This is a genomic window from Salinicoccus halitifaciens (assembly GCF_021026095.1).
Classification (GTDB): Bacteria; Bacillota; Bacilli; order Staphylococcales; family Salinicoccaceae; genus Lacicoccus; species Lacicoccus halitifaciens.
This window is the reverse complement of sequence record NZ_JAJNCU010000008.1, coordinates 214,888-236,307: the sequence shown is the minus strand read 5'-3', so window position 1 is coordinate 236,307 and position 21,420 is coordinate 214,888. Positions and strand designations below refer to the sequence as shown.

General features: G+C 49.4%; 23 protein-coding genes. 17 read left to right on the top strand and 6 right to left on the bottom strand.

Annotated elements, in window-relative coordinates:
* Positions 1-37: 37 nt before the first annotated feature.
* From LPW40_RS12675 to LPW40_RS12660, 4 genes are all read left to right on the top strand, one after another.
* Positions 38-1,006: an ABC transporter permease gene (locus LPW40_RS12675; protein WP_230822611.1), complete on the top strand. Its 969-nt coding sequence runs from the start codon at positions 38-40 to the stop codon at positions 1,004-1,006.
* Complete coding sequence (locus LPW40_RS12670) at positions 999-1,958, top strand: iron chelate uptake ABC transporter family permease subunit (protein ID WP_230822610.1); 960 nt, start codon at positions 999-1,001, stop codon at positions 1,956-1,958. Before LPW40_RS12675 ends, LPW40_RS12670 begins: the two co-directional genes overlap by 8 nt.
* On the top strand, positions 1,955-2,764 hold the full coding sequence (locus LPW40_RS12665) for an iron ABC transporter ATP-binding protein (RefSeq protein WP_230822609.1): 810 nt from the start codon (positions 1,955-1,957) through the stop codon (positions 2,762-2,764). The genes LPW40_RS12670 and LPW40_RS12665 overlap by 4 nt, the downstream gene beginning before the upstream one ends.
* A gap of 137 nt (positions 2,765-2,901) precedes the next feature.
* Entirely contained in the window at positions 2,902-3,975 is a 1,074-nt protein-coding gene (locus LPW40_RS12660) for an ABC transporter substrate-binding protein (RefSeq protein ID WP_230822608.1), read from the top strand.
* 50 nt (positions 3,976-4,025) lie between these two features.
* Here the strand turns inward: LPW40_RS12660 and murB are convergent, their stop codons facing one another.
* Positions 4,026-4,964 (bottom strand): UDP-N-acetylmuramate dehydrogenase, encoded by a 939-nt coding sequence (murB, locus tag LPW40_RS12655; RefSeq protein ID WP_230822607.1) that lies wholly within the window; start codon positions 4,962-4,964, stop codon positions 4,026-4,028.
* A gap of 140 nt (positions 4,965-5,104) precedes the next feature.
* On the opposite strand from murB, the gene LPW40_RS12650 reads away from it, so the two are divergent.
* A complete protein-coding gene (locus tag LPW40_RS12650; protein WP_230822606.1) occupies positions 5,105-6,022 on the top strand; it encodes an EMYY motif lipoprotein in 918 nt (305 codons plus the stop codon).
* Between the two features lie 10 nt (positions 6,023-6,032).
* Here the strand turns inward: LPW40_RS12650 and LPW40_RS12645 are convergent, their stop codons facing one another.
* Positions 6,033-6,272 (bottom strand): hypothetical protein, encoded by a 240-nt coding sequence (locus LPW40_RS12645; protein WP_230822605.1) that lies wholly within the window; start codon positions 6,270-6,272, stop codon positions 6,033-6,035.
* Positions 6,273-6,378: 106 nt separating this feature from the next.
* Between LPW40_RS12645 and ytxJ the strand changes: the two genes are divergently transcribed.
* Positions 6,379-6,699: a bacillithiol system redox-active protein YtxJ gene (ytxJ, locus tag LPW40_RS12640; RefSeq protein WP_097042274.1), complete on the top strand. Its 321-nt coding sequence runs from the start codon at positions 6,379-6,381 to the stop codon at positions 6,697-6,699.
* Positions 6,700-6,729: 30 nt separating this feature from the next.
* On the opposite strand, the gene LPW40_RS12635 is transcribed toward ytxJ, so the two are convergent.
* Both LPW40_RS12635 and LPW40_RS12630 read right to left on the bottom strand, forming a co-directional pair.
* Positions 6,730-7,773 carry a GGDEF domain-containing protein gene (locus tag LPW40_RS12635; RefSeq protein ID WP_230822604.1) on the bottom strand — a complete coding sequence of 348 codons (1,044 nt, stop codon included), beginning with the start codon at positions 7,771-7,773 and terminating at the stop codon, positions 6,730-6,732.
* Between the two features lie 27 nt (positions 7,774-7,800).
* Positions 7,801-8,760 (bottom strand): LCP family glycopolymer transferase, encoded by a 960-nt coding sequence (locus LPW40_RS12630; RefSeq protein WP_230822603.1) that lies wholly within the window; start codon positions 8,758-8,760, stop codon positions 7,801-7,803.
* 125 nt (positions 8,761-8,885) lie between these two features.
* Here LPW40_RS12630 and LPW40_RS12625 point away from each other — a divergent pair, with 125 nt between their 5' ends.
* On the top strand, positions 8,886-9,944 hold the full coding sequence (locus tag LPW40_RS12625) for a glycosyltransferase family 4 protein (protein ID WP_230822602.1): 1,059 nt from the start codon (positions 8,886-8,888) through the stop codon (positions 9,942-9,944).
* On the opposite strand, the gene LPW40_RS12620 is transcribed toward LPW40_RS12625, so the two are convergent.
* Together LPW40_RS12620 and LPW40_RS12615 are read right to left on the bottom strand one after the other, a co-directional pair.
* Positions 9,941-10,420, bottom strand: coding sequence for a hypothetical protein (locus LPW40_RS12620; RefSeq protein WP_230822601.1), 480 nt, complete (start codon positions 10,418-10,420; stop codon positions 9,941-9,943). The genes LPW40_RS12625 and LPW40_RS12620 overlap by 4 nt on opposite strands.
* 18 nt (positions 10,421-10,438) lie before the next feature.
* On the bottom strand, positions 10,439-11,071 hold the full coding sequence (locus tag LPW40_RS12615) for a YigZ family protein (protein WP_230822600.1): 633 nt from the start codon (positions 11,069-11,071) through the stop codon (positions 10,439-10,441).
* Positions 11,072-11,170: 99 nt separating this feature from the next.
* Between LPW40_RS12615 and LPW40_RS12610 the strand changes: the two genes are divergently transcribed.
* The 10 genes from LPW40_RS12610 to LPW40_RS12565 all read left to right on the top strand — a co-directional run bounded on the left by LPW40_RS12610 (position 11,171) and on the right by LPW40_RS12565 (position 21,393).
* On the top strand, positions 11,171-12,040 hold the full coding sequence (locus LPW40_RS12610) for a DegV family protein (protein ID WP_230822599.1): 870 nt from the start codon (positions 11,171-11,173) through the stop codon (positions 12,038-12,040).
* A gap of 56 nt (positions 12,041-12,096) precedes the next feature.
* Positions 12,097-13,353, top strand: coding sequence for a DEAD/DEAH box helicase family protein (locus tag LPW40_RS12605; RefSeq protein ID WP_230822598.1), 1,257 nt, complete (start codon positions 12,097-12,099; stop codon positions 13,351-13,353).
* Positions 13,350-14,024 carry a ComF family protein gene (locus LPW40_RS12600; protein WP_230822597.1) on the top strand — a complete coding sequence of 225 codons (675 nt, stop codon included), beginning with the start codon at positions 13,350-13,352 and terminating at the stop codon, positions 14,022-14,024. The genes LPW40_RS12605 and LPW40_RS12600 overlap by 4 nt, the downstream gene beginning before the upstream one ends.
* Before the next feature lie 55 nt (positions 14,025-14,079).
* Positions 14,080-14,643, top strand: coding sequence for a ribosome hibernation-promoting factor, HPF/YfiA family (gene hpf / locus LPW40_RS12595; RefSeq protein WP_230822596.1), 564 nt, complete (start codon positions 14,080-14,082; stop codon positions 14,641-14,643).
* Between the two features lie 153 nt (positions 14,644-14,796).
* Positions 14,797-17,325, top strand: coding sequence for a preprotein translocase subunit SecA (secA, locus tag LPW40_RS12590; RefSeq protein WP_269063333.1), 2,529 nt, complete (start codon positions 14,797-14,799; stop codon positions 17,323-17,325).
* An 11-nt stretch (positions 17,326-17,336) separates the two neighbouring features.
* Positions 17,337-18,438, top strand: a protein-coding gene (prfB, locus tag LPW40_RS12585; protein ID WP_230822595.1) for a peptide chain release factor 2 whose coding sequence is annotated in 2 segments (ribosomal slippage) — positions 17,337-17,408 and positions 17,410-18,438 — 1,101 coding nt in all. Because the reading frame shifts where the segments join, the coding sequence is not laid out codon by codon here.
* A 585-nt stretch (positions 18,439-19,023) separates the two neighbouring features.
* Complete coding sequence (locus tag LPW40_RS12580; RefSeq protein ID WP_230822594.1) at positions 19,024-19,785, top strand: CHAP domain-containing protein; 762 nt, start codon at positions 19,024-19,026, stop codon at positions 19,783-19,785.
* A 142-nt stretch (positions 19,786-19,927) separates the two neighbouring features.
* Complete coding sequence (locus LPW40_RS12575; RefSeq protein ID WP_230822593.1) at positions 19,928-20,515, top strand: TlpA family protein disulfide reductase; 588 nt, start codon at positions 19,928-19,930, stop codon at positions 20,513-20,515.
* On the top strand, positions 20,515-21,153 hold the full coding sequence (locus LPW40_RS12570) for a YfbR-like 5'-deoxynucleotidase (RefSeq protein ID WP_230822592.1): 639 nt from the start codon (positions 20,515-20,517) through the stop codon (positions 21,151-21,153). Before LPW40_RS12575 ends, LPW40_RS12570 begins: the two co-directional genes overlap by 1 nt.
* A gap of 3 nt (positions 21,154-21,156) precedes the next feature.
* Positions 21,157-21,393, top strand: coding sequence for a DUF2198 family protein (locus LPW40_RS12565; protein ID WP_097042247.1), 237 nt, complete (start codon positions 21,157-21,159; stop codon positions 21,391-21,393).
* The last annotated feature ends 27 nt before the right edge of the window (positions 21,394-21,420 follow it).

Here is a 21,420-nt window from a genome sequence, read left to right as displayed (position 1 = left end):
TCGTATTGATAATCATTATCAGTTAAGGATGGTGGAAATGGCACAAAAATTATTTCGTCTTGATATATTGATTATCATACTTATAATCCTATCAATAATTTCAATGTTTGTAGGAGTAATTCCACTATCTATAAACGAAATATTCAACTTGTCGGAACAGCAGCAGAACACACTGGCAACCAGCAGGTTCCCAAGGACCGTTTCCATCATCATAGCGGGTGCATCCCTTGCTGTCAGCGGTTTGATCATGCAGCAGCTGACCCGCAACAAATTCGTATCTCCCACGACGGCGGGGACGATGGACTGGGCACAGCTCGGCATACTGATCGGGCTCGTCATGTTCCCGGCGATCAACCTGTTCGGCAGGCTGGCGTTCTCACTGGCGCTTGCGATTTTCGGCACACTGCTCTTCATGCAGATCATCACCAGAATCAAATTGAAAGATGTGATTTTCGTCCCGTTGATCGGGCTGATGCTCGGCGGTGTGGTTTCAAGCATAGCGACCTTCATTGCACTCAGGACGAATTCACTGCAGGTCATATCCGGATGGATGCACGGCAGCTTTTCAACCGTCATCTCCGGAAGGTATGAAATTCTATACATAAGTATTCCATTGCTCATCATCGCGGTTTTATTTGCAAATCAGTTCACTGTGGCCGGCATGGGGGAGGATTTCTCCAAAAACCTTGGAATGAATTACACGAGGGTTTTATATACCGGGCTCTTCATCACTGCGGCAATCACGGCGCTGGTCGTGGTGACGGTGGGCATGCTGCCCTTCCTCGGACTGATCATCCCGAACATCGTATCGATGTTCAAAGGTGATCACCTTCAGAAGACGATCTACTCCACTGCAGTTCTCGGTGCGATCTTCGTCATGTTCTGTGACATACTGGGCAGAGTACTTATTTATCCATACGAAATATCGGTCGGTCTGATGATCGCGATATTCGGCAGCTTCATCTTCTTGTGGATGATATACAGGAGGGTGAAGACAAATGCTTAAAGACTACAAGAATAAACTCCTTTTGGGGCTGTCCATACTGACGCTCCTTGTGACAGGCTTTTATCTGCTCTATCAAATCGATATGGATATCTTCTTTTATCAGGCGCCCTCACGCATCCGGCGTGTGGCTGCCATCGTCATAGTCGGAGTTGCCATCGCGGTTTCAACGGTGATTTTCCAGACCATCGTGAAAAACAGGATCCTGACACCTTCGATAATGGGACTGGATTCGGTGTACGTCTTCATACAGACGACGATCGTCTTCCTGGCAGGCGTGAGCTCGCCCCTGCTTTTGAATTCACAGTTGAACTATTTCCTCAGCCTCATCATGCTCACTTTGTTCACGCTTTTCGTGTTCAAGTACCTGTTCAGGCTCACGAGGAACAACATATTCATATTACTGCTCATCGGAATCATACTCGGGACGTTTTTTGGAAACCTGTCCACATTCATGCAGCAGCTGATCAGCCCCGATGACTTTTTGGTTTTACAGAATGCGTTATTTGCATCGTTCAATGCGGTCAATGAAAACCTGATGGTGCTTACGGCAGTCATACTCATCATCATGCTCATCATCGTGTTCATGGATTTTCATTCGCTCGATGTACTGGCGCTCGGCAGGGATGCCGCAATCAACCTCGGCGTCAATTATGACAGGAAAGTTTCACAGCTCCTTGTCATAATCGCAATCCTCGTATCGGTGTCGACGGCGCTCGTCGGACCGATCATGTTCCTGGGCCTGCTCGTCGTGAACATAGCCCATGAACTTTTCAAGACGTATAAACATGTATATCTGTTGGTGGGCACATCCTTGATCAGCATCATCGCACTTGTCCTCGGACAGATGATCGTCCAGTTCGTTTTTCAGAACAGTGTGGAAATCAGTGTTATAATCAACTTAGTCGGCGGCGTTTACTTTATTTATTTAATGCTTAGGAGGGGACGCAAATGATTAGCGTCAAAGGAATCACAAAGCTGTACGGTGACAAAAAAGTGGTGGATGATGTATCGTTATCGATTGCGAAAGGAAAGATCACTTCATTGATCGGCCCGAACGGGGCGGGGAAAAGTACCGTCCTGTCCATGATCACACGGCTCCTGGACAACGATTCAGGTGATGTGCTGCTGGAAGGTGAAAACATCTTCACACAGCCGAACAGTGAACTTGCCAAAAAGATCTCGATACTGAAGCAGTCCAATCATCTTGAATTGAAGATCACCGTCCGCGAGCTGATTGCATTCGGACGTTATCCCTATTCAAAAGGGCGGTTGACCGACGAGGACAATGCGCTCATAGACGAAGCCATCGATTACATGGAGCTCGGTGAATTTGAAGACAGGTTCATAGATGAACTCTCAGGCGGACAGAGGCAGCGTGCATACATCGCAATGACGATCGCCCAGGATACGGAGTATATCTTCCTGGATGAACCGCTCAACAATCTGGATATGAAGCACTCGGTGCAGATCATGCAGATTTTGAGGCGTCTTGTGCGCGAGAGGAATAAGACGATCATCATCGTCATACATGATATCAACTTCGCATCATGTTATTCGGATAACATCGTTGCACTGAAAGACGGCGAAGTTGCGATCAGCGGCACCAAGAATGAAGTGATCAAGAAAGATATCCTTGAAGACATATATGAAATGGAAATCAACATCGAATGCATCATGGGCCATCAGATCTGCATCTATTTTGATGAACATGCCGATGCGACGGTGGACGATTTCGTCAAGGAGCAGGCACAGATTTAGAGCGTCATACTTTAAGGAGGTGATGGGCTGAATATCGAATGTAACGTGGTAGTAGTTTTTAGTGGGGGCTAAAAATCACTATTATTTGGAAAGAGGTAGGAGTTATGAAGTTTAGAAGTTTTTATTTGATGTTGGCAATGGCACTTGTACTGGTGCTTGGAGCATGCGGCAACGCCGGAGATGAAGGCGCTGCTTCCGAAGGTGCGGAAACGGATGAAGGCGCAGAAACAGAAGAAAGCGCAGAATCTGAAGGCAGCACGGAAACGGTGACTTTCGACAATACATTCCAGGTGCTCCCTGGTGACGGTGAAGACAATTCAGCTGAAGGCGAAGAAGTTTCAGAAACTGTTGAAGTGACGAAAAACCCGGAAAAAGTGGCAATCTTCGATCTTGGTGTCGCTTCGACATTCCAGGCACTTGATGTACAGGAAAATATTGCAGGCTTACCTAAAGGTGAAGGAGATACGTCCTTATCCGATGAACTGGCGGAATTCGATTCTGATGAGTATGCAAACCTCGGTGGATTGAAATCGCCGGACTTCGAAGAAATGGCAAGAATCCAGCCGGACCTGATCATGATCAGCGGCCGTCAGGCGACTGAAAACAACCTGACCGAGTTTGAAAGGGTTGCGCCTGATGCAGAAATCGTTTATGTGGCTGCGGACAGCACTACATACTTTGAAGATATTGCGGAAATGACGAAGAAGATCGGTGAATTATACGATAAGGAAGAGGAAGCCGAGCAGCTTGTCGAGGAAATGGAAACAAGGATCGATGATGTAAATGCGAAAGTTTCCGAACTGGAAGACAACTCAATCCTTTACCTCCAGACAAATGGAGAAAGGGGCGTTTCATTCCACGGACAAGGTGGAAGATTCAGCTACCTTTACGATACATTCGGTTTCAGTTCAGCCGATGAGTACGATGAGGAGACGGACAACCATGGTTCCCAGGTCAACTATGAGTTCATCGCCAATGCAGATCCTGCAATCATGTTCGTGATGGACAGAGGTGCAGTGGCCGGCGGCGGAGATGCGACACCGGTCGATACACTCATCAACTCGACGACTGAATCTGCGACAGCAGTCCAGAACGAAAATATTTTTGAGCTTGATCCATATGTATGGTACTTGAATGCAGGCGGTCATGAGACCGCGATGGCTCAAATCGATGAAGTTGAAGCGGCAGTGGACAATTATACTGCAGAGTAAATATAAAAAAAGTATGCGGTCAGTTTAAACTGACCGCATACTTTTTATATTCATTTATGTCTGTCCGAACGTTTATAAACCGGTTCGCCGATGACCCGGACTTCGGTGTCCAGTTCAATGCCGTATTCTTCCTTTACGGTCTGCTGGACGAAATTGATCAATTCTTCGTAATCCCCGGCTGTGCCGTTATCGATGTTCACCATGAATCCGGCATGCTTTTTGGATACTTCGACGCCGCCGATCCGGTGGCCCTGAAGGCCTGCATCCTGGATCAGTTTGCCGGCAAAGTTGCCGGGCGGCCTCTGAAAGACACTGCCGCATGACGGATATTCAAGGGGCTGCTTGCTTTCCCTGCGTTCCGTGAGATCATCCATGACTGCATTAATGGCATCGATGTCGCCTTTTGCGAGCTTGAATTTCGCTTCCAGTATCACATAATGGTTATCCTGGATGATGCTCCTGCGGTAACCGAGTTCAAGTTCCTCATTCGTCAAAGTCAGGATTTCGCCTTTTTCCGTGGCCACGGTGACTTCAAGCAGGCAGTCCTTCACTTCGCCGCCGTATGCACCGGCATTCATGTATACCGCACCGCCGATACTTCCGGGGATGCCGCATGCAAATTCCAGGCCGCTCAATTCATTATCACGCGCAAACCTTGAGACTTCGATGATCGCCCGGCCGCTGCCGACGCTGATGACATCCCCGTCCAAATTGAGGTGTGTCAGCTCCAGCAGGTTCAGGACGATGCCGCGTATGCCGCCGTCCCGGATGATGATGTTGGAGCCGTTGCCGAGATAGGTCACGGGGATATGATTTTCATGGCAGTAGGTCAGCAGTATGGAGACATCGTCGAAGTCCCCGGGGGTGATATAGAAATCCGCCGGGCCGCCCGTTTCCGTATAGGTGTAATTTTTTAATGGTTCATCTATTTTTATTGTAGAGTTTTTTAATTGCAGTTTTAAATCTTTCTCAATCCGAGTCTTATCCACACTAATGATTCCCTTCAAAACGATTCGATTTTTATACTATCCATCATTATAAATGATATGACCGGATTTTGGAACTGGGACATGGAGAAGTTTGTACAGGTCAGTTCAAGTGTGTTATATTTTTACCGCAGAAGTTTGATATGAATAAGGATGTGAAGCATGTGAAAGCAGGGCCCAAAGGCACTTTCACCTTATTGCTGATATGTACCTTCATTTTAAGTGCATGCGGGGATCCCTTTGCACAGGAAATGGAAAATTATCAGGAACAGATGGACGGAGTCCATAAAATGAATGAAGAAGTGACGCGCGGACTGGATAATATCGATGGGGAAGAAATCATACAGCATGTTTCCGATATTGAGGCCGGTGCCGAGGATGATGAATTTGAAGATCTGGCGGCCGAACTGGAAAGTGAAATCCTCCCATTGGCCGAAACGCTGGAGGAAGAGGCCTCAGCAGTCGAGACAGACCGGGAGGAAATTCAGGAGCAGCATGACATTTTCCTCGAAAGTGCAGAGGCGAAAGCCGATTTTACAGAACAGCTGAGTGATTATCTGATCACTTACCAAAATTCAATCGAGGCAAGTGAGAGGCTGATTGCATTGAGCCAGTCGTTCATGGAGAATCAGAGGGAAAGAGACGACATCATAGAAAGTGCCGAAGATGAAGAAGTGGTCAATGAAATAGATATGCTGATAGAACAGCTCAATGAAAACAGTGAAGCACTGTATGAAGCTTCCGATATGCTGGAAAGCGATGAACCGATGGAGAAGAAGCAGGAGCAGATCGATGAAGTGCTGCTGCCCATGCTCGATGAGCATGTGACCTCGCTTGATACGATCAATTTATCGACACAGCAGGCGAACAGGGTGAGAAGTATCAGCCTGGAAATGTATTATGGTTATCAGGCATATTATGAAGAGCGTAAAAATACGATGCTTTATAATGAAAAGCTGCAGAACATACAGCTGCAGAACATACTGTCACTGCAGGAGAGCTATCAGAAGATGGATGAGGAGTACCGGCGGGGGATGGAAGAATTGAAGAACGGGGAGTGAGTCGCCCGCTCTATATTTTTTTCTTTCCTTGAAGTTGGGTTTCATGCAGCGGATGGCCCGGGTCATTTTCAATCTTATTGATGAAGATGTTGCGGAATATGAGTGTGATGACCCAAAGCAGGAATACGCCGAGCAGCAGATAGGACACCGCTGCATTGTTATTGAAGTCCAGGAAGAACAGAACGACAACGATGAACAGGGCAAGATTCACCGAGTCGAGGAGATTCCAGCGTTTAATCGGTTTGTTCATTTTACTACCTCCAATCCAAGGATATTATAGCATATATCAAAATTGTGTTTGCTATATATTTGAATTAATGATAAATTATACTAAGTTTAATTAAAAGGGTGATGAAATGTTAACTAAAGTGACAAATATCGATTCATTTGATGCGCTCCTCGATAAAAATGAATTCTTTTTCTTCCTAAAACATTCGAACACATGCCCGATTTCAGCAGGAGCTTTTGAGGAATTCAAGAAATTCCATTATGAGAGAGACATAGACGGCTTTTACCTGATTGTACAGGACCATCGGGAGCTGTCAAACTATATCAGTGAAAAATTTGATATCAAACATGAGTCGCCGCAGGCATTTTATTTCGATAAAGGTGAAGTCAAGTGGCATGCGTCACATGACAAGATCACCTTATCAAAACTTGCGTCGGTCGAAGACTGATTGATGAACCCAAACGAAGGTCGTTTGGGTTTATTTTATTAGCGGGAGGAACATGACCTGATTCTGGCCCATCTTCTTGGCCGCATGCAGCATATTGTCCGCATCCTTGAACAGCTGCCGCCTCGTCCCGCCGCTGTCCTTGAAGCCGATGCCGACCGAGACGGTCAGGCTGATCACCTCGTTTTTCCCGACATGGAAATTGGTGTGCTCGACCGCATTCCTGATGGCTTCGGCGAGGCGTACGGTCCTGTCGAAGGAGACATCCGCAAGCACGATGGAAAACTCTTCACCGCTGTTCCGGTATATGGAGCCGCCTGCCGGCACATAGTTCTTGAGCAGGCCGGTGATCTGCTTGATGACCGCGTCCCCGGCACCGTAGCCGTATGTATCGTTGACGACCTTGAAGTTGTCGAGGTCGATCAGCAGCAGGCTGATGGTTTCCGTACGGCTTCCGAGCCGGTTGACTTCATTATCCAGTGCCTTGATGTTGCCGAGCTGGGTCAGGTGGTCCGTGTACTCCTCCCTGTTCAGCCGGTCAAGCACCCGGATGATCGAGTGGATATCCTCATACATGACGCTTGCAGTGATCATCAGGGCGGTGCTCATGAAGGTGATGATCAAAAACTGCATCCACCCGAGCGGTTCCACGAAGAGGTCGATCCCCGTCAGCAGCAGGATCGTGAATATGAAGTTGAACCATGTCATCAGCGGCGTCGTCTGTGATTTGAAGAAAGGCATGATCAGGATGGCGGCGATGTAGAGCACGCCTGCGATCAATATCTCAATCACACTGTTGCTGCTCAGGAAGTAGTGGGCAGCAGCGACGAGGGCGAAGGCGGCAATTTTTAAATGCAGCTTATTCCGGATCAGAATCAGAGGGACGAAGAACAGGCTGAAGCTGTACCCCCTGTATTCAATCGGGACAAATAAAAGAAGGACGGCCAATGTGACCATCAATGCCGCCTGAAAGGCTGCCGATGTCAGCTTGGCCGAGTCCTCACTGTACTGGATGCGGTGGAAGAGATAGATCACACTGATCGTTATGGAAATATTCAACACGAAATCGATTAACATGGATCATCCCTCCCGGCCATTAAAAAATTAATCTATATCCAGATTTTCCTCCAGCTCGTCGGTCACTTCATTGTAAGATTCCTCGTACGGATAGAAGTAATAAAGCCCGTCTTCCTGGGAACGTTCGTCATAACCTTCGAGCAGCAGCTGTTCGATGTTCTGGGCCGGCTCCTGGTATGTCGAGCGCAGCTCGTTCATCTCGTTGAACTGGATGTTCGTACGGATGTTTTCACCCAGTACATTTAAAATATCATTGAAATTCGTCACGGTCTGGACACTGAGCAGCTCACTCGCAATGGCCTGGACGATCTGCTGCTGCCTTTGCTGGCGTCCTGCATCCCCGCCTGAGCCCGGGTCGTACCTGGCTCTCGAGAATGCGAGCGCCATGTCGCCGTCCATCTCGTACGTCTCGCCTGCAACAAAGGAATAACCCGACTGGTCGAACGTATCGTTGCTTGTGACGGTGATGCCGCCGACTTCATCGATGATGTTCGTGAAGCCGTCCATATTTATGGAAACAAAATAATCGATTGGCACATCGAGGAAGTTTTCAACGGTGTCCTTGGCCATCATCGGGCCGCCGTATGCATATGCATGGTTGATCTTTTCAACGGTGTCACGACCGACGATCTCCGCCCGCGTGTCCCTCGGGATGCTCACGATCCTGCCTTCACCGCTGTCCGGGTTCAGGGTGACCACCATGATGGTGTCGGAACGCTGCCCCATCATGACCTCATTGCGTGCCTCATCGTCGTCGGTGCCGAAAAGGACGACGGAAACCGGTTCCCCTTCACTGATCTCCACCTGCGCTTCCCGGAGGTTGGACTGTGAACCTTCAAATTCCGCATCATACATGTTGTTTGCCGTACTTCTGATCTGAAAGTATACATATGCGATCAAACCGCCTACAATCAATATGAAGATGAGCAGCAGGGCGATCATCACTTTGAAGACGGGATGCATCCCGCTTCGCCTATTTTGTCTCATAACTTTAACTCCTTAGTTTGATTGACTATAATTATACAATGAAAAGATTATAATTTAAATATCAATTCGATTTCACATTTTGTATATGATATATTAAATTGAAAATATTATGAACGGTGATGGGTATGTACACTACATTTCTACTCACGATGTCATTTATGATATCGCTGATTTTAACCCCTATATTTATTTGGATTGCCAGGAAGACCGGCTTTGTGGATCGTCCCGGGGGACGTAAAATCCACCTCAAGCCGATCCCGCATCTCGGCGGGGTCGCCATCCTGATTTCATTCGTCGTCGGTGTGCTGGTCTCACGGCCCATCGAAATCGAGTTCCAGCCCATCATCATCGGCGGTGCGCTGATCGTGCTGCTGGGTCTGATCGACGATAAATTCGACATGAAACCCCTCACCAAACTGATCGGGCAGATCCTGATCACGCTGGTGCCCATATATTACGGCATCGTCATCGACAGGATCACGCCGTTCGGCATTGAAATCGAGTTCGGCATATTCGCCGTGCCCATCACCATAATATGGATGATAGCGATCATCAATGCCATCAATCTGATCGACGGGCTTGACGGACTCGCCACCGGCGTATCCATCATCGCCCTCTCAAGCATCGCCTTCATCACGATCCTGCAGGGGAACATATTCGTCATGATGATCTGTGTCATCCTGATCGGTTCATGCCTCGGGTTTCTCGTGTACAATTTCCATCCGGCGAAAATCTTCCTCGGGGATAACGGTTCGATGCTGCTCGGCTTCGTCATCAGCGTCATTTCACTGATGGGCTTCAAGAACATCACGCTGATCTCTTTATTCTTCCCGATCATCATACTCGGCGTCCCGATCGTCGATATGCTGTTTGCGATGTTCAGGCGCTACAGGAATAAAGTCTCGATCGTCAGTGCCGATAAGAGCCATATCCATCATAAGCTCCGTACCCTCGGCTATACGCATGTCGAGAGCGTCATACTGATCTACTTCATGGCGGCGCTCTATGCGGGTGCGAGCATCATCCTGTACTTGTCGACCGTCCCGGGTGCGCTGATCATCACCACTCTCGTGATATTCACGACGGTGATCATCGTCGAGGCGACGAACCTGATCGGCAACGGGAAAAAGCCGGTGCTGAACTTCCTGCGCAGGCTCGTCCATAAGATCGTCTCCGTCAATTAGAAGAAGAGATGGAGGGCGGTCAGTATGAACATCGTGAGTCCGAGGCCGAAATGCAGCCGCCGCGTCCTCAGATTATGGCGGATCAGCAGGCTGTACCACCCGGAGAGCACGAGGGCGAGCAGGTTCACGGATGCGAGCAGGCCGGTGAGGATCTTCATGCTGCCGGGGTTGAAGCCGTAGAGATGAAGCACCGCTGCCCCGTGCAATAAAATGATGATAAATGATAATGTCCCCACCCACCGGTGCCAGGGCATTATTTTTTTTGACATCCGTGCAAGCCGTATCTTCACCGCCCTGTCTTCGGTGCTGCGGATGGTGGCGAAGACGGCGTTCCGCGTCCAGTTGAAGATGAAGAAGAGCAACCCCGCGAAACCGAGCAGTATGTGGTGATACACGGAGTGACCGGCAAGGCTTTGAACAGTATTCCACAACGCCCACAGAAGGAGCGCGCCGTTTAAGAAAAACCAGATGCTCATGATACCGCCTCCCTAAAGTCAGGTGAGCACATTTTCAGCCATCAGCACATCCCCGTCCTCGGAACTGTGCGTCCCCTGGGTGATTTCATCGAGCATGCCGTACAGGTCTTCAAGATCTTCCGTCCGGGTGTGGACGGTGTAGGTGACCTTGTCGGTGTAGGCGGTGTCTTTGATGATGTGCGGGCTGCTCTGGGCGGCATGTTCGAACTTGCTCGTGTAGGTGTAGTCCATCGTGACGGTGACCGGCACCATCTCGACCTCATACACCTTGCCGGCACTCTGCACGACTTCGGCTGCGGCGCCGGAATAAGCCCGGATGAGCCCTCCGGCACCGAGCTTGATGCCGCCGAAGTATCTTGTGACGACGACGGTTACATTATACATGAGCTCCCTTTTCAGGACTTCCAGTATCGGCACCCCAGCCGTGCCTGACGGCTCCCCGTCGTCATCGGCCTTCTGGATCAGGGCACTGGCACCGATGATGTAGGCGCTGCAGTTGTGTGTGGCGTCTTTGTGCTTTGCCTTGATCTCGGCGATGAATGCTTTTGCCTCCTCTTCGGTTTCCGTCCTTTTGATATATCCGATGAAGCGGGATTTGTTGATGATGATCTCAGTATTTTCAGTCCGGTGGTTCATATATTTCTGTTCCATTGCATATCACCTCTTAAAATTATATTAACACATAGACTTAAGCTGGTGGATTTAGTAAAATATTCATGAGTGCGAGTGGTTTAAATTGGAGGACGTTAAATGAAGATTGCAATAGTTACAGACTCGACAGCCTATATACCTGAAAATCTTTTGGAGAAATACGATATACACACGATACCGCTCAGTGTCGTGATGGGGGATGAGACGTACAGGGAGAACGTGGATATCACCACGGAGGAATTCTTTGAAAAGATGGCGCAGATGGACACACTGCCGAGGACGAGCCAGCCATCGATCGGGGACTATATACTGCTCCTTGAATCATTGTACCGTGACGGCTACACGGATGTGCTCAGCTTCCATCTGTCGGCCGAGCTCAGCGGTACATACCAGAATGCGGTGGCGGCGGGCCGGAGTGTTGAAGGGATCAATGTGCATGTCATAGACAGCCAGATCGCCTGCCTCGTCCAGGGTTTCATGCCCCTTTATGCAGCGCAGCACAAGGACAGCATGCCGCTTGAGGACCTGATCGCCGAAGTGGAAGAGATGAAGAAGAAAGAGAACATGAATGCATATCTCATCGTGGACACTTTGACGAACCTTCAGAAAGGCGGCCGGCTGTCCAATGCACAGGCACTGGTCGGCAGTCTCCTGAAAGTGAAGCCGATCCTTGAATTCCAGGACGGGAAAATCGTCCCTTATGAGAAGATCAGGACGAAGAAGAAAGCGAAGAAGAAAGTCGAGGAAATTTTTGCAGAAGAAGTCAGACGTCACGAGGGCAAGGATATCACGGCAGCCGTCATACACAGCAATGTGGAGGATGAGGGGCGTGAATGGATGGAAGAACTGCAGGAACAATTCCCCCAGGTGAATTTCATTCTCAGCTATTTCGGTCCGGTCATCGCGACCCACCTCGGTGAAGGCGCGCTCGGCCTCGGATATACGACATATGATGTGAAGATCGACTGATCGGGAAACAAAATCAAATATTCAGGACGCAGCTTATTTTGCTGCGTCCTTTTTTTATGGAGGATGCCATGTACTTCGACAGCAAAGGGGACATATTATATAAGGAAGCAGGCGTCGACAGCGTTAAAAATCTTTGCCACCGATGCCTGAACAACGACAAGACGCTGTTTTATGAATTCCATTCACCGCTTCATCAGAAGAAGGTGAAATACTGCCTGAACTGCATCGGGATCGGGCGCTCGGATTCCGTCACGCCGCTGATCGCAGCAAGGTCGATGTCAAGGAGGGAGGAATGCGGATATAAGCTCCACTTCGAGCTGACGGAGATCCAGAAGGCGGCCTCGCGGAAAGTCGTGGAGGCGGTGCGTGAGGAGAAAAACCTGCTGCTCCATGCAGTGACCGGCGCAGGAAAGACGGAAATCATCTTCGAGGGAATCAAATATGCAAGGGAGAACGGCCTGAACGTCGCCGTGGTCAGCCCGAGGATCGATGTGGTCAAGGAACTGCACCTGAGGCTTAGCGGGGCATTCAAGAAGTCGAGAATCGATTTGATGTTTGCAGGCGTCAAGGTGAAATTCGAACATCACTTCACCGTATGCACGGTGCATCAGCTCTACAATTTCACAGACCATTTCGACTGCATCATCGTCGATGAATTCGATGCCTTCCCGCTCGCGGGCGACACGCATCTTCAGGGGGCGGTCCACAAGGCGCTCACGGCCCGCGGCAGCATCATCATCATGACGGCGACGCCGACCAGGAAGATGCTGAAACTTGCAGGCGGCAATGTGTTCCAGATCGCAAGGCGGTATCACGGGCATGACCTCGCGATACCGGAAATCCACTATGCCAATGTCAGGCGGGCCATGGAGAAGGGGCGCCTTGATGCGAAACTGGAGCGGCTGCTCGACGGGATCATGACGCACGGACGGAAAGTACTGGTTTTCTTCCCCGAAATTAAAATGATGCATGAGGTGCATGGACTGATGGGGGATTTCGACAGTGTGGAGGCGGTCTACAGCGGTGATGCGGCGCGGTATGTGAAGGTGCAGCGCATGCGGGAGGGGGACATCCGGATCCTCCTTACGACGACGATCCTCGAACGCGGCGTCACATTCAGGGATCTGGACGTCATCGTCGTTCACACGGAATATTTCCCCGCCGACACATTGATCCAGATATGCGGGCGTGTGGGCAGGAAGCCGCAGGATCCGACCGGGAACGTCCATTTCCTCACACTCTACAACACCCACCATATCCGGGCGACCATCAGGAAAATAAAGGCCTTCAACAGCGGGCGGACCGTCTTATGAGGTGCCTTTACTGCCACCGGAGGCTGGAGCCGGAACTGCATCTTCTGAACTTGTTCACGGCCCCCGGCCCGTTGTGCGGAGAATGTGAAATCAGGCTGAAGGAATGGCGGCGTGGGGAGCGGTGCGGCAGGTGCCGCCGGCTGATGGGTGAAGGGGAATCGGAGTGCAGGGACTGCATCTTCCTAAAAAACCGCTTCCCCCCGGTCGGGAAAATCATGTGCATGCTCGATTACAACGAGGAAGTGAAGATGCTCATGCACAGATATAAATTCGTAAGGGACATTGCGCTTGCGGAAGTGCTGGCACAGTTCATCACAGTGAGAAAGCGGGACTATGACCACTTTGTGCCGATCCCGGTTTCTCCCGGGCGGTTCCGTGACCGGGGGTTCAACCAGATCATCGAAGTGCTGGCCCGTGCCCGCCTCCCCCACAGCAGTCTGCTTGAGACCGGAAAGGTGAAGCTGCAGTCGGAACTTTCCAGGCATGAGCGTATGAACAGCGCCAATCCTTTCACTTTCAATAAAGAATATCGGGATGTTAGACTGCGGGATACAAGGATATTGATAGTGGATGATATATACACCACAGGAATCACAGTCCATCATGCGGCGGAAGTCTTATTACACCATGAACCTGCCGCATTGGATGTGTTAACGTTTTCAAAAGCATGATGGACTATGGTACAATGGGAATGAAAAGAAAAAGCAATTCAAGGAGGCGTGCATCATGATAAGATGTGAGATAAGAGGAGAAAATATTGAAGTGACGGATGCGATCAGATCGCATATCGAGGAAAAAGTCGGCAAGCTCGAGCGTTACTTCAATGATGTACCAAATACTCATGCGCATGTAAACATTAAGACTTATAACAACAAGCAGGGCAAGGTTGAAATTACAATCCCTATGAAAGGCCTCACTTTACGTGCAGAAGAAAGACATGATGACCTGTATGCTGCAGTGGATCTGATCGTCGACAAGCTTGAAAGGCAGATCCGCAAGCATAAAACCAAAATCAACCGTAAGTTCAGGGAGAAAGATCCGGAGCTTGAAATGTTCAGGGCAGCCGAGAATGACAACGGAAACGGCGACGCCACGGATCATACCGACGAAGGCATTGAGATCGTGCGTACGAAAGAATTCACCCTGAAACCTATGGATTCCGAAGAAGCGGTGCTGCAGATGAACATGCTCGGCCACGATTTCTTCGTCTTCAATGACCGTGAAACCGAAGGGACCAGCATCGTATACAGACGCAGGGACGGAAAGTATGCAGTGATTGAAACGAACTAAATTGCTTATTCTTTGAAAAAGGACCAAATGATTGGATGAACAGGACGAGGACTCTTCTTTGGGAGGGAAACGTCCTGTTTTTATTTTCTGTGGAAAAATGGTAAAATTATGTGATGTATAACGACATGTGTAAAGAATGAGGAGAGAGCTATCTTGGGCGTACTGAATAAATTATTTGATGGCAACCGGTTCGAAGTCAGATCATTGCGCAAGCAGGCTGAAAAAGTGGACGCTTACCGTTCCGCGATGATGGAACTTGGCGATGCAGAACTTCAGGCCAAAACTGATGAATTCAAGGACCGGTTGAAAGATGTTGAAGATGATGTTAAACAAGAAGAAAAGTTATTGGATGATATATTGCCGGAAGCATTTGCTGTAGTGAGGGAAGCTTCCCGCAGGACACTCGGGCTTGAACCGTTCCTTGTTCAGATCATGGGCGGGATCGCGCTCCATAAAGGCGACATTGCAGAGATGAAGACCGGTGAAGGTAAGACGCTGACCGCCACAATGCCGGTGTATCTGAATGCACTGACGGGCAGGGGTGTCCATGTGATCACCGTCAACGAATACCTCTCTGCAACACAGATGGAGGAAATGTCGGTGCTGTACAACTTCCTCGGACTGACCGTCGGACTGAACCTGAACCAGAAGAACAGTGAAGAGAAGCGGCACGCTTTTGCACAGGACATCACCTATACGACCAACAACGAACTCGGTTTCGATTATCTGAGGGATAACATGGTGACGTATAAGAAGGACCGGGTGCTGCGTGAACTGAATTATGCGATCATTGACGAGGTCGACTCGATCCTGATCGATGAAGCGCGTACGCCGCTGATCATCTCGGGCAAGGCGGAACAGTCGGAAACGCAGTACATGCAGGCGAACGCATTCGTCAAAATGCTTAAGATGGATGAGGACTTCACATATGATGTGAAGACGAAAGGCATACAGCTTACGGAGGACGGCATCCATAAGTCGGAGAAATGGTTCAAGATAGACAACCTGTTCGACGTCAAGCACGTGAATCTGCTGCATCACATCAACCAGGCGCTCAAAGCGAATTTCTCGATGGAGCGGGATGTGGACTATGTGGTGGAGGACGATAAAGTCGTCATCGTCGACCAGTTCACAGGTCGTACAATGAAAGGCCGGCGCTTTTCAGACGGCCTGCATCAGGCGCTTGAAGCGAAGGAAGGCGTCGACATCCAGAATGAGTCGAAGACGATGGCATCCATCACCTTCCAGAACTTCTTCAGACAGTTCAGGAAGCTCTCCGGCATGACGGGTACGGCGAAAACGGAAGAAGAAGAGTTCATCAACATCTATAATATGAAAGTCACCCAGATTCCGACGAACCAGCCGGTCGCCCGTGAGGACCGGACGGATAAGATTTTCTCGAACAAGGAATTCAAATTCAACGCGGTCATCGAAGAAGTGATGGAAAGGCACCGTAAGGGCCAGCCGATACTGATCGGTACGGTCGCGGTCGAGACGAGTGAACTGATCTCCGAAATGCTGCGTAAAAAAGGGATACGGCATAATGTGCTGAATGCGAAGAACCATGAACGCGAAGCGGAAATCATCCAGAACGCAGGGAAAAAGGGAGCGGTCACGATTGCCACGAACATGGCGGGCCGCGGGACGGACATCAAGCTCGGTGAGGGCGTCAAGGAAGTCGGGGGCCTCGCGGTCATCGGTACTGAACGCCATGAATCCCGCCGTATCGATGATCAGCTGCGCGGACGTGCCGGCCGTCAGGGCGATGTCGGTGTGAGTACATTCTACCTGTCGCTTGAAGATGACCTGATGAGACGTTTCGGCTCGGAACGCATCCAGGGCGCCATGAACCGGCTTGGCATGTCCGGAGAGGAACTGACTTCGAAAATGATTTCAAGAGCGGTCGAGTCTTCCCAGAAACGTGTGGAAGGGAACAACTTCGATGCGCGTAAACGCCTGCTCCAGTATGACGATGTGCTGAGGCGCCAGAGGGAGATCATCTATCAGGAGCGTAACGAGATCATCGACAACGAAGATGTACGAGACCTTTTGATGGGAATGATCGAGTCCTCCGTGGAACGCACAGTCGGCTTCTATAATCTTGAGGACGAGGAAAACATCGACTATGATCAGTTCGTGAACACTTTGAATGATCTTTATTTCCGTGAGGAAACAGTCACTGCAGAGGATCTGAAATATAAGGAATCCAAAGAGATCATCGAGCTGCTGATGGAAAAAGTCAGGCATGAACTGGAATTGAAGGAAGAGAAACTCGGCGAAGAGAAGATGCGCCTGTTTGAGCGCATGATGATGCTCAGGACGATGGACAGGAAGTGGACGGAGCACATCGATGCGATGGACCAGCTCCGTACCGGCATCCACCTGCGTTCATACGGCCAGATCAACCCGCTCCGTGAATACCAGAATGAGGGGCTCCAGATGTTTGAGGACATGCTCGTTGCGATCGAGGACGATACGGCGAAGTATGTGCTGAAGACGCAGGTGAGGTCCGATGAGGAACTGAAGCGCGAGCAGGTCGTATCGAAGAGCGATATGCAGACCGGCGACGGCAAGCCGAAAGTGAAGAAGGCACCGAAGAAAAGGGAAGTCAGAGTCGGACGCAACGACCCGTGTCCATGCGGATCGGGTAAAAAATACAAGAACTGCCATGGGGCGGCATAAAGGAGACTGTTATGGAATTATCAGATATCAAAAATTTTACAGAAGCAAAGAAAGAAAAATTAAAAGACTTTAGGGGGTCTCTTTGACTTAGAAGAAAAAGAGACTCAAATTAGAGAGAATGAAGAAGAGATGATGCAGCCGGAATTTTGGAATAACCCGGAGGCTGCACAGAAACTGATCGACAGCAACAACCATGTCAAAAAAATTGCAGACGGCTTCAATGAACTGGTCGAACTGATCGATGACATCGAAGTGACATATGAGCTGCTCAAAGAAGAATATGATGAAGATATGAAAGAGATGCTCGATGAAAGTGTCAAGGAAGCAGAAGAGAAGTTCAATGAATATGAGCTGAACATCCTGCTGAGTGACGAGCATGACCATCTCGACGCACTGCTCGAGCTGCATCCCGGTGCCGGCGGTACTGAAAGCCAGGACTGGGCGGAGATGCTCCTCAGGATGTATCAGAGGTATGCCGAGCAGCAGGGCTTCAAAGTGGAGACGATTGATTACCAGGCAGGGGATGAGGCAGGGGTCAAAAGCGTCACACTGTCCATCAAGGGCCCGAATGCCTACGGCCTCCTGAAGGCGGAGAAAGGCGTCCACCGGCTGGTGAGGATTTCGCCGTTCGACTCCTCGGGCAGAAGGCACACATCATTCGTATCATGTGAAGTGACTCCGCAGTTCGACCACGATGATATCGAAATCGAAGTGAGGAGCGAGGACATCAGCGTCGACACCTACCGTTCCAGCGGCGCCGGCGGCCAGCATGTCAACACATCCGATTCCGCCGTCCGTATCACGCACCATGAAACGGGCATCGTCGTGACATGCCAGAACGAAAGGTCCCAGCTCAAAAACCGGGATCAGGCGATGAAGATGCTGAAGTCGAAGCTTTATCAGAGGGAACTGGAAGCCCAGCAGGCCGAAATAGACGCCATCAAAGGCGACCAGAAGGAAATCGGCTGGGGATCCCAGATCCGCTCCTACGTCTTCCACCCTTATTCAATGATCAAGGACCACCGCACGAATCACGAAGTCGGCAATACGGACAAAGTGATGGACGGCGAGCTCGGCCCGTTCATCGAAGCATACCTGCGGCAGAATATATAATGAAGGAATCAGGACACCCCCCCCGGGGTGTCTTTTTTATTGGAGATGGTCATTTATGCGTGCTCTGATGTTTATTATAGTAGGAAACCGGCTTTTGGAAACGAGCAAATCGTTGGAAAATGGAGATATGCCCGGATCCCGCCTTCTCCCCGGATGAAGTGAAGATAGTCCGCCGGTGAGAAACCACACGACTTATTATTAACATCACAAAACATGAAAGGGTGAAATGTTAACAGTGAAATCCCTTACAATCCTCCGTCCGGTTCATCACCCGGGCCGGCCCCTTACCCGAAATCCTCTTGAAGTAAAGATTTTTTTAAATTTCACAATGAGTTCATCCTGTAATATTCGTGTCATATTAAAGATGAGAATGCCGTCATATCAACGTTTTTCACTGTAATAAAGTGTGTCATATATTACATTCGGCCGTTCTAAATTTCGTTTGTTTTACAATTCCTTTACATCCTACACAACTGAAAATTTCTGTGCTATAGTACTAAACATAGATTTAACAAGGCGGGTACGGCCCATCAGTTACCGTACGAAAATCAACTTGTTATATATCATTAGGAGGAAATATTTATTATGAAGAAGACAGTAGTATCAATAGCAACTGTTACAGCGTTGACAGGAATTGCTTCAACTAATATATCAGCAAATGAATACGTACCGGCAGAGGTACAGCAGAACCATGACTATACTTATAACTATGAAACGAATGGCGACAGCTATTCCTACTACTGGTACTACGGAGATGTAGACGGCAGCCAGTATGCCAACCAGTATTCATCAAACTCAAACGAAACAGCTTCAGCACAGAATACATACACAGCTCAAGCAGCACCTGCAGTGAACGAAGCTCCGGCAGTACAGGAAGCATCCGCACCTGCAGCGACACAGTCACAGGCATCTGCTGATGTACAGGCACCAGCAGTCACTGACGTACAGGCACCGGCAGTAGTTGAAACTCCGGCAGCAAGCAGCAGTTCATCATTTACAGGCGGCACTAACTTCTACCCGGGCGGCGAGTGTACTTGGTATGCTTTCGAACGCCGTGCAGAACTTGGTAAAGCTGTCAGCGGCAGCTGGGGAAATGCCAGTAACTGGGCAGGCCAGGCAAGCGCGCAAGGTCTCACTGTAAACAACTCGCCTTCAGTCGGCGCAATCATCCAGACACCTGCACACACAAATGGTGCATACGGAATGGGCCACGTTGGTGTTGTAGAATCAGTGAACGGCGACGGTTCCATCACGATTTCAGAAATGAACTGGAGCGGCGGCCTCGGCGGAAAAACATTCAGAACACTTTCTGCTTCACAAGCTGCAAGCCACAACTTCATCCACTAAAATCTGCTTTACAGCAGATCAGGATCGGGACTCATGTCCCGGTCCTTTTTTAATGTCCACAAATATTCAACGGTTGCACCGTGTCCGGGCGGTGATGTTATGTTAAAATAATTGCAATAACTATACTGGGGAAGTTTTTGATATGAACAGGAAACGTATACTCATCATTATTGCCGTCGCCGCGGGTTCCCTCCTCATCGGCGCGGCCATCGGCGCAGTGTTGAACTACTCGGAAGATCAGTTCGACAACCAGGCGCTGGAGACGCTCAAGTCCACAGAAGGCAGGGACAACCATCATGCCGTCGGCGGGAACATCATGGAAAACGAGCTGACGGAGATCATGAATGCAAATGCGGGTTTTAATGATATTATAGGGAGTAATGAAGTGACGGTCGTCAATTTCTTCGCCTCATGGTGCGATCCATGCAAGCGGGAAACGCCGGCACTCAATGAATATCATAACGAGCACCTGGACGAGCCGATCGACATCATCGGTATCAACATCAGCGACAGCGACGCCAACCGGGATGCGTTCCTGGAAGAGTATGAAGTGCAGTATCCGGTCTTCGAATTCGAAGATGAAGATCAGGCAATGTCGGATCATCAGATTCATCTGATGCCGACGACTTTCTTCGTCAACGGCGAAGGTGAGATCATCCGGGCATATATCGGCGAAGTGTCGCCGGAACTCGTGACGAACTATATAAATTACGTTAAGGAGGCATCCTGATGGGTGTGCATCAGTATTTTAAAAGCTTGAATGATTTGGAAAAATTGATCCGCTGTCCCGGAAAATTCAAATATCAGGAACATAATGTGGCAGCACATTCTTTTAAGGTGACGAAAATTGCCCAGTACCTCGGGACGGTCGAAGAACATAACGGCACGGAGGTCGACTGGAAAGTACTGTATGAGAAGGCCCTGAACCATGACTATCCTGAAATATTCACAGGCGACATCAAAACACCTGTAAAGTATGCATCAAGTGAGCTCAACACCCTCTTCAGGGAAGTCGAAGAGACGATGACGGTCATGTTCATCGAAGCGGAATTCCCGGAGTCGTACCAGAAAGAATACAAGAGGCGCCTGAAGGAAGGGAAGGATGATTCGATAGAAGGGCAGATACTGTCGGTGGCGGATAAGGTCGACCTGCTCTATGAATCGTTCGGGGAGATCCAAAAGAGGAACCCCGAGAAGCTTTTCTTTGAAATGTATGAGAACTCCCTGATCACGATCAAGCAGTATTCGCATCTTGCATGCGTGCAGGATTTCATCAATAATATTTTAACCGAAATGCTGAAAGAACCGTTCATACCGAAGACCGAACTCCTGGACATCACGGAGTCGATCCTCAATAAGGAGTTATGATATATGGATCTGTTCTGGTATATGATGGCCCTGGTCGCGCCCGCCGTCACGGTGGTGATTTTCGCCAGGCTGACGCGGAACAAGTATGTGGCTGTCATACTGACATTCATCCTGTTCGCCGTGTCGATATACAGAGGGTTCTATAACTCCGAATGGGTCATATATCTGGATGCGATCTCGATCGTCATCGGCTATATGCTCGTTGAATTATACAATATAGATAAAGTGGAAGATGAGTAGAGATGACCGAACAAATGTTTGTCGTTG

What these genes read in the sequence shown, in the direction of transcription:
- LPW40_RS12675 (WP_230822611.1), top strand. Translation starts at nt 38, where the DNA reads ATGGCACAAAAATTATTTCGTCTTGATATATTGATTATCATACTTATA.
- LPW40_RS12670 (WP_230822610.1), top strand. Translation starts at nt 999, where the DNA reads ATGCTTAAAGACTACAAGAATAAACTCCTTTTGGGGCTGTCCATACTG.
- LPW40_RS12665 (WP_230822609.1), top strand. Translation starts at nt 1,955, where the DNA reads ATGATTAGCGTCAAAGGAATCACAAAGCTGTACGGTGACAAAAAAGTG.
- LPW40_RS12660 (WP_230822608.1), top strand. Translation starts at nt 2,902, where the DNA reads ATGGCACTTGTACTGGTGCTTGGAGCATGCGGCAACGCCGGAGATGAA.
- LPW40_RS12650 (WP_230822606.1), top strand. Translation starts at nt 5,105, where the DNA reads ATGAATAAGGATGTGAAGCATGTGAAAGCAGGGCCCAAAGGCACTTTC.
- LPW40_RS12645 (WP_230822605.1), bottom strand. Translation starts at nt 6,272, where the DNA reads ATGAACAAACCGATTAAACGCTGGAATCTCCTCGACTCGGTGAATCTT.
- ytxJ (WP_097042274.1), top strand. Translation starts at nt 6,379, where the DNA reads ATGTTAACTAAAGTGACAAATATCGATTCATTTGATGCGCTCCTCGAT.
- LPW40_RS12635 (WP_230822604.1), bottom strand. Translation starts at nt 7,773, where the DNA reads ATGTTAATCGATTTCGTGTTGAATATTTCCATAACGATCAGTGTGATC.
- LPW40_RS12630 (WP_230822603.1), bottom strand. Translation starts at nt 8,760, where the DNA reads ATGAGACAAAATAGGCGAAGCGGGATGCATCCCGTCTTCAAAGTGATG.
- LPW40_RS12625 (WP_230822602.1), top strand. Translation starts at nt 8,886, where the DNA reads ATGTACACTACATTTCTACTCACGATGTCATTTATGATATCGCTGATT.
- LPW40_RS12620 (WP_230822601.1), bottom strand. Translation starts at nt 10,420, where the DNA reads ATGAGCATCTGGTTTTTCTTAAACGGCGCGCTCCTTCTGTGGGCGTTG.
- LPW40_RS12615 (WP_230822600.1), bottom strand. Translation starts at nt 11,071, where the DNA reads ATGGAACAGAAATATATGAACCACCGGACTGAAAATACTGAGATCATC.
- LPW40_RS12610 (WP_230822599.1), top strand. Translation starts at nt 11,171, where the DNA reads ATGAAGATTGCAATAGTTACAGACTCGACAGCCTATATACCTGAAAAT.
- LPW40_RS12605 (WP_230822598.1), top strand. Translation starts at nt 12,097, where the DNA reads ATGGAGGATGCCATGTACTTCGACAGCAAAGGGGACATATTATATAAG.
- LPW40_RS12600 (WP_230822597.1), top strand. Translation starts at nt 13,350, where the DNA reads ATGAGGTGCCTTTACTGCCACCGGAGGCTGGAGCCGGAACTGCATCTT.
- hpf (WP_230822596.1), top strand. Translation starts at nt 14,080, where the DNA reads ATGATAAGATGTGAGATAAGAGGAGAAAATATTGAAGTGACGGATGCG.
- LPW40_RS12580 (WP_230822594.1), top strand. Translation starts at nt 19,024, where the DNA reads ATGAAGAAGACAGTAGTATCAATAGCAACTGTTACAGCGTTGACAGGA.
- LPW40_RS12575 (WP_230822593.1), top strand. Translation starts at nt 19,928, where the DNA reads ATGAACAGGAAACGTATACTCATCATTATTGCCGTCGCCGCGGGTTCC.
- LPW40_RS12570 (WP_230822592.1), top strand. Translation starts at nt 20,515, where the DNA reads ATGGGTGTGCATCAGTATTTTAAAAGCTTGAATGATTTGGAAAAATTG.
- LPW40_RS12565 (WP_097042247.1), top strand. Translation starts at nt 21,157, where the DNA reads ATGGATCTGTTCTGGTATATGATGGCCCTGGTCGCGCCCGCCGTCACG.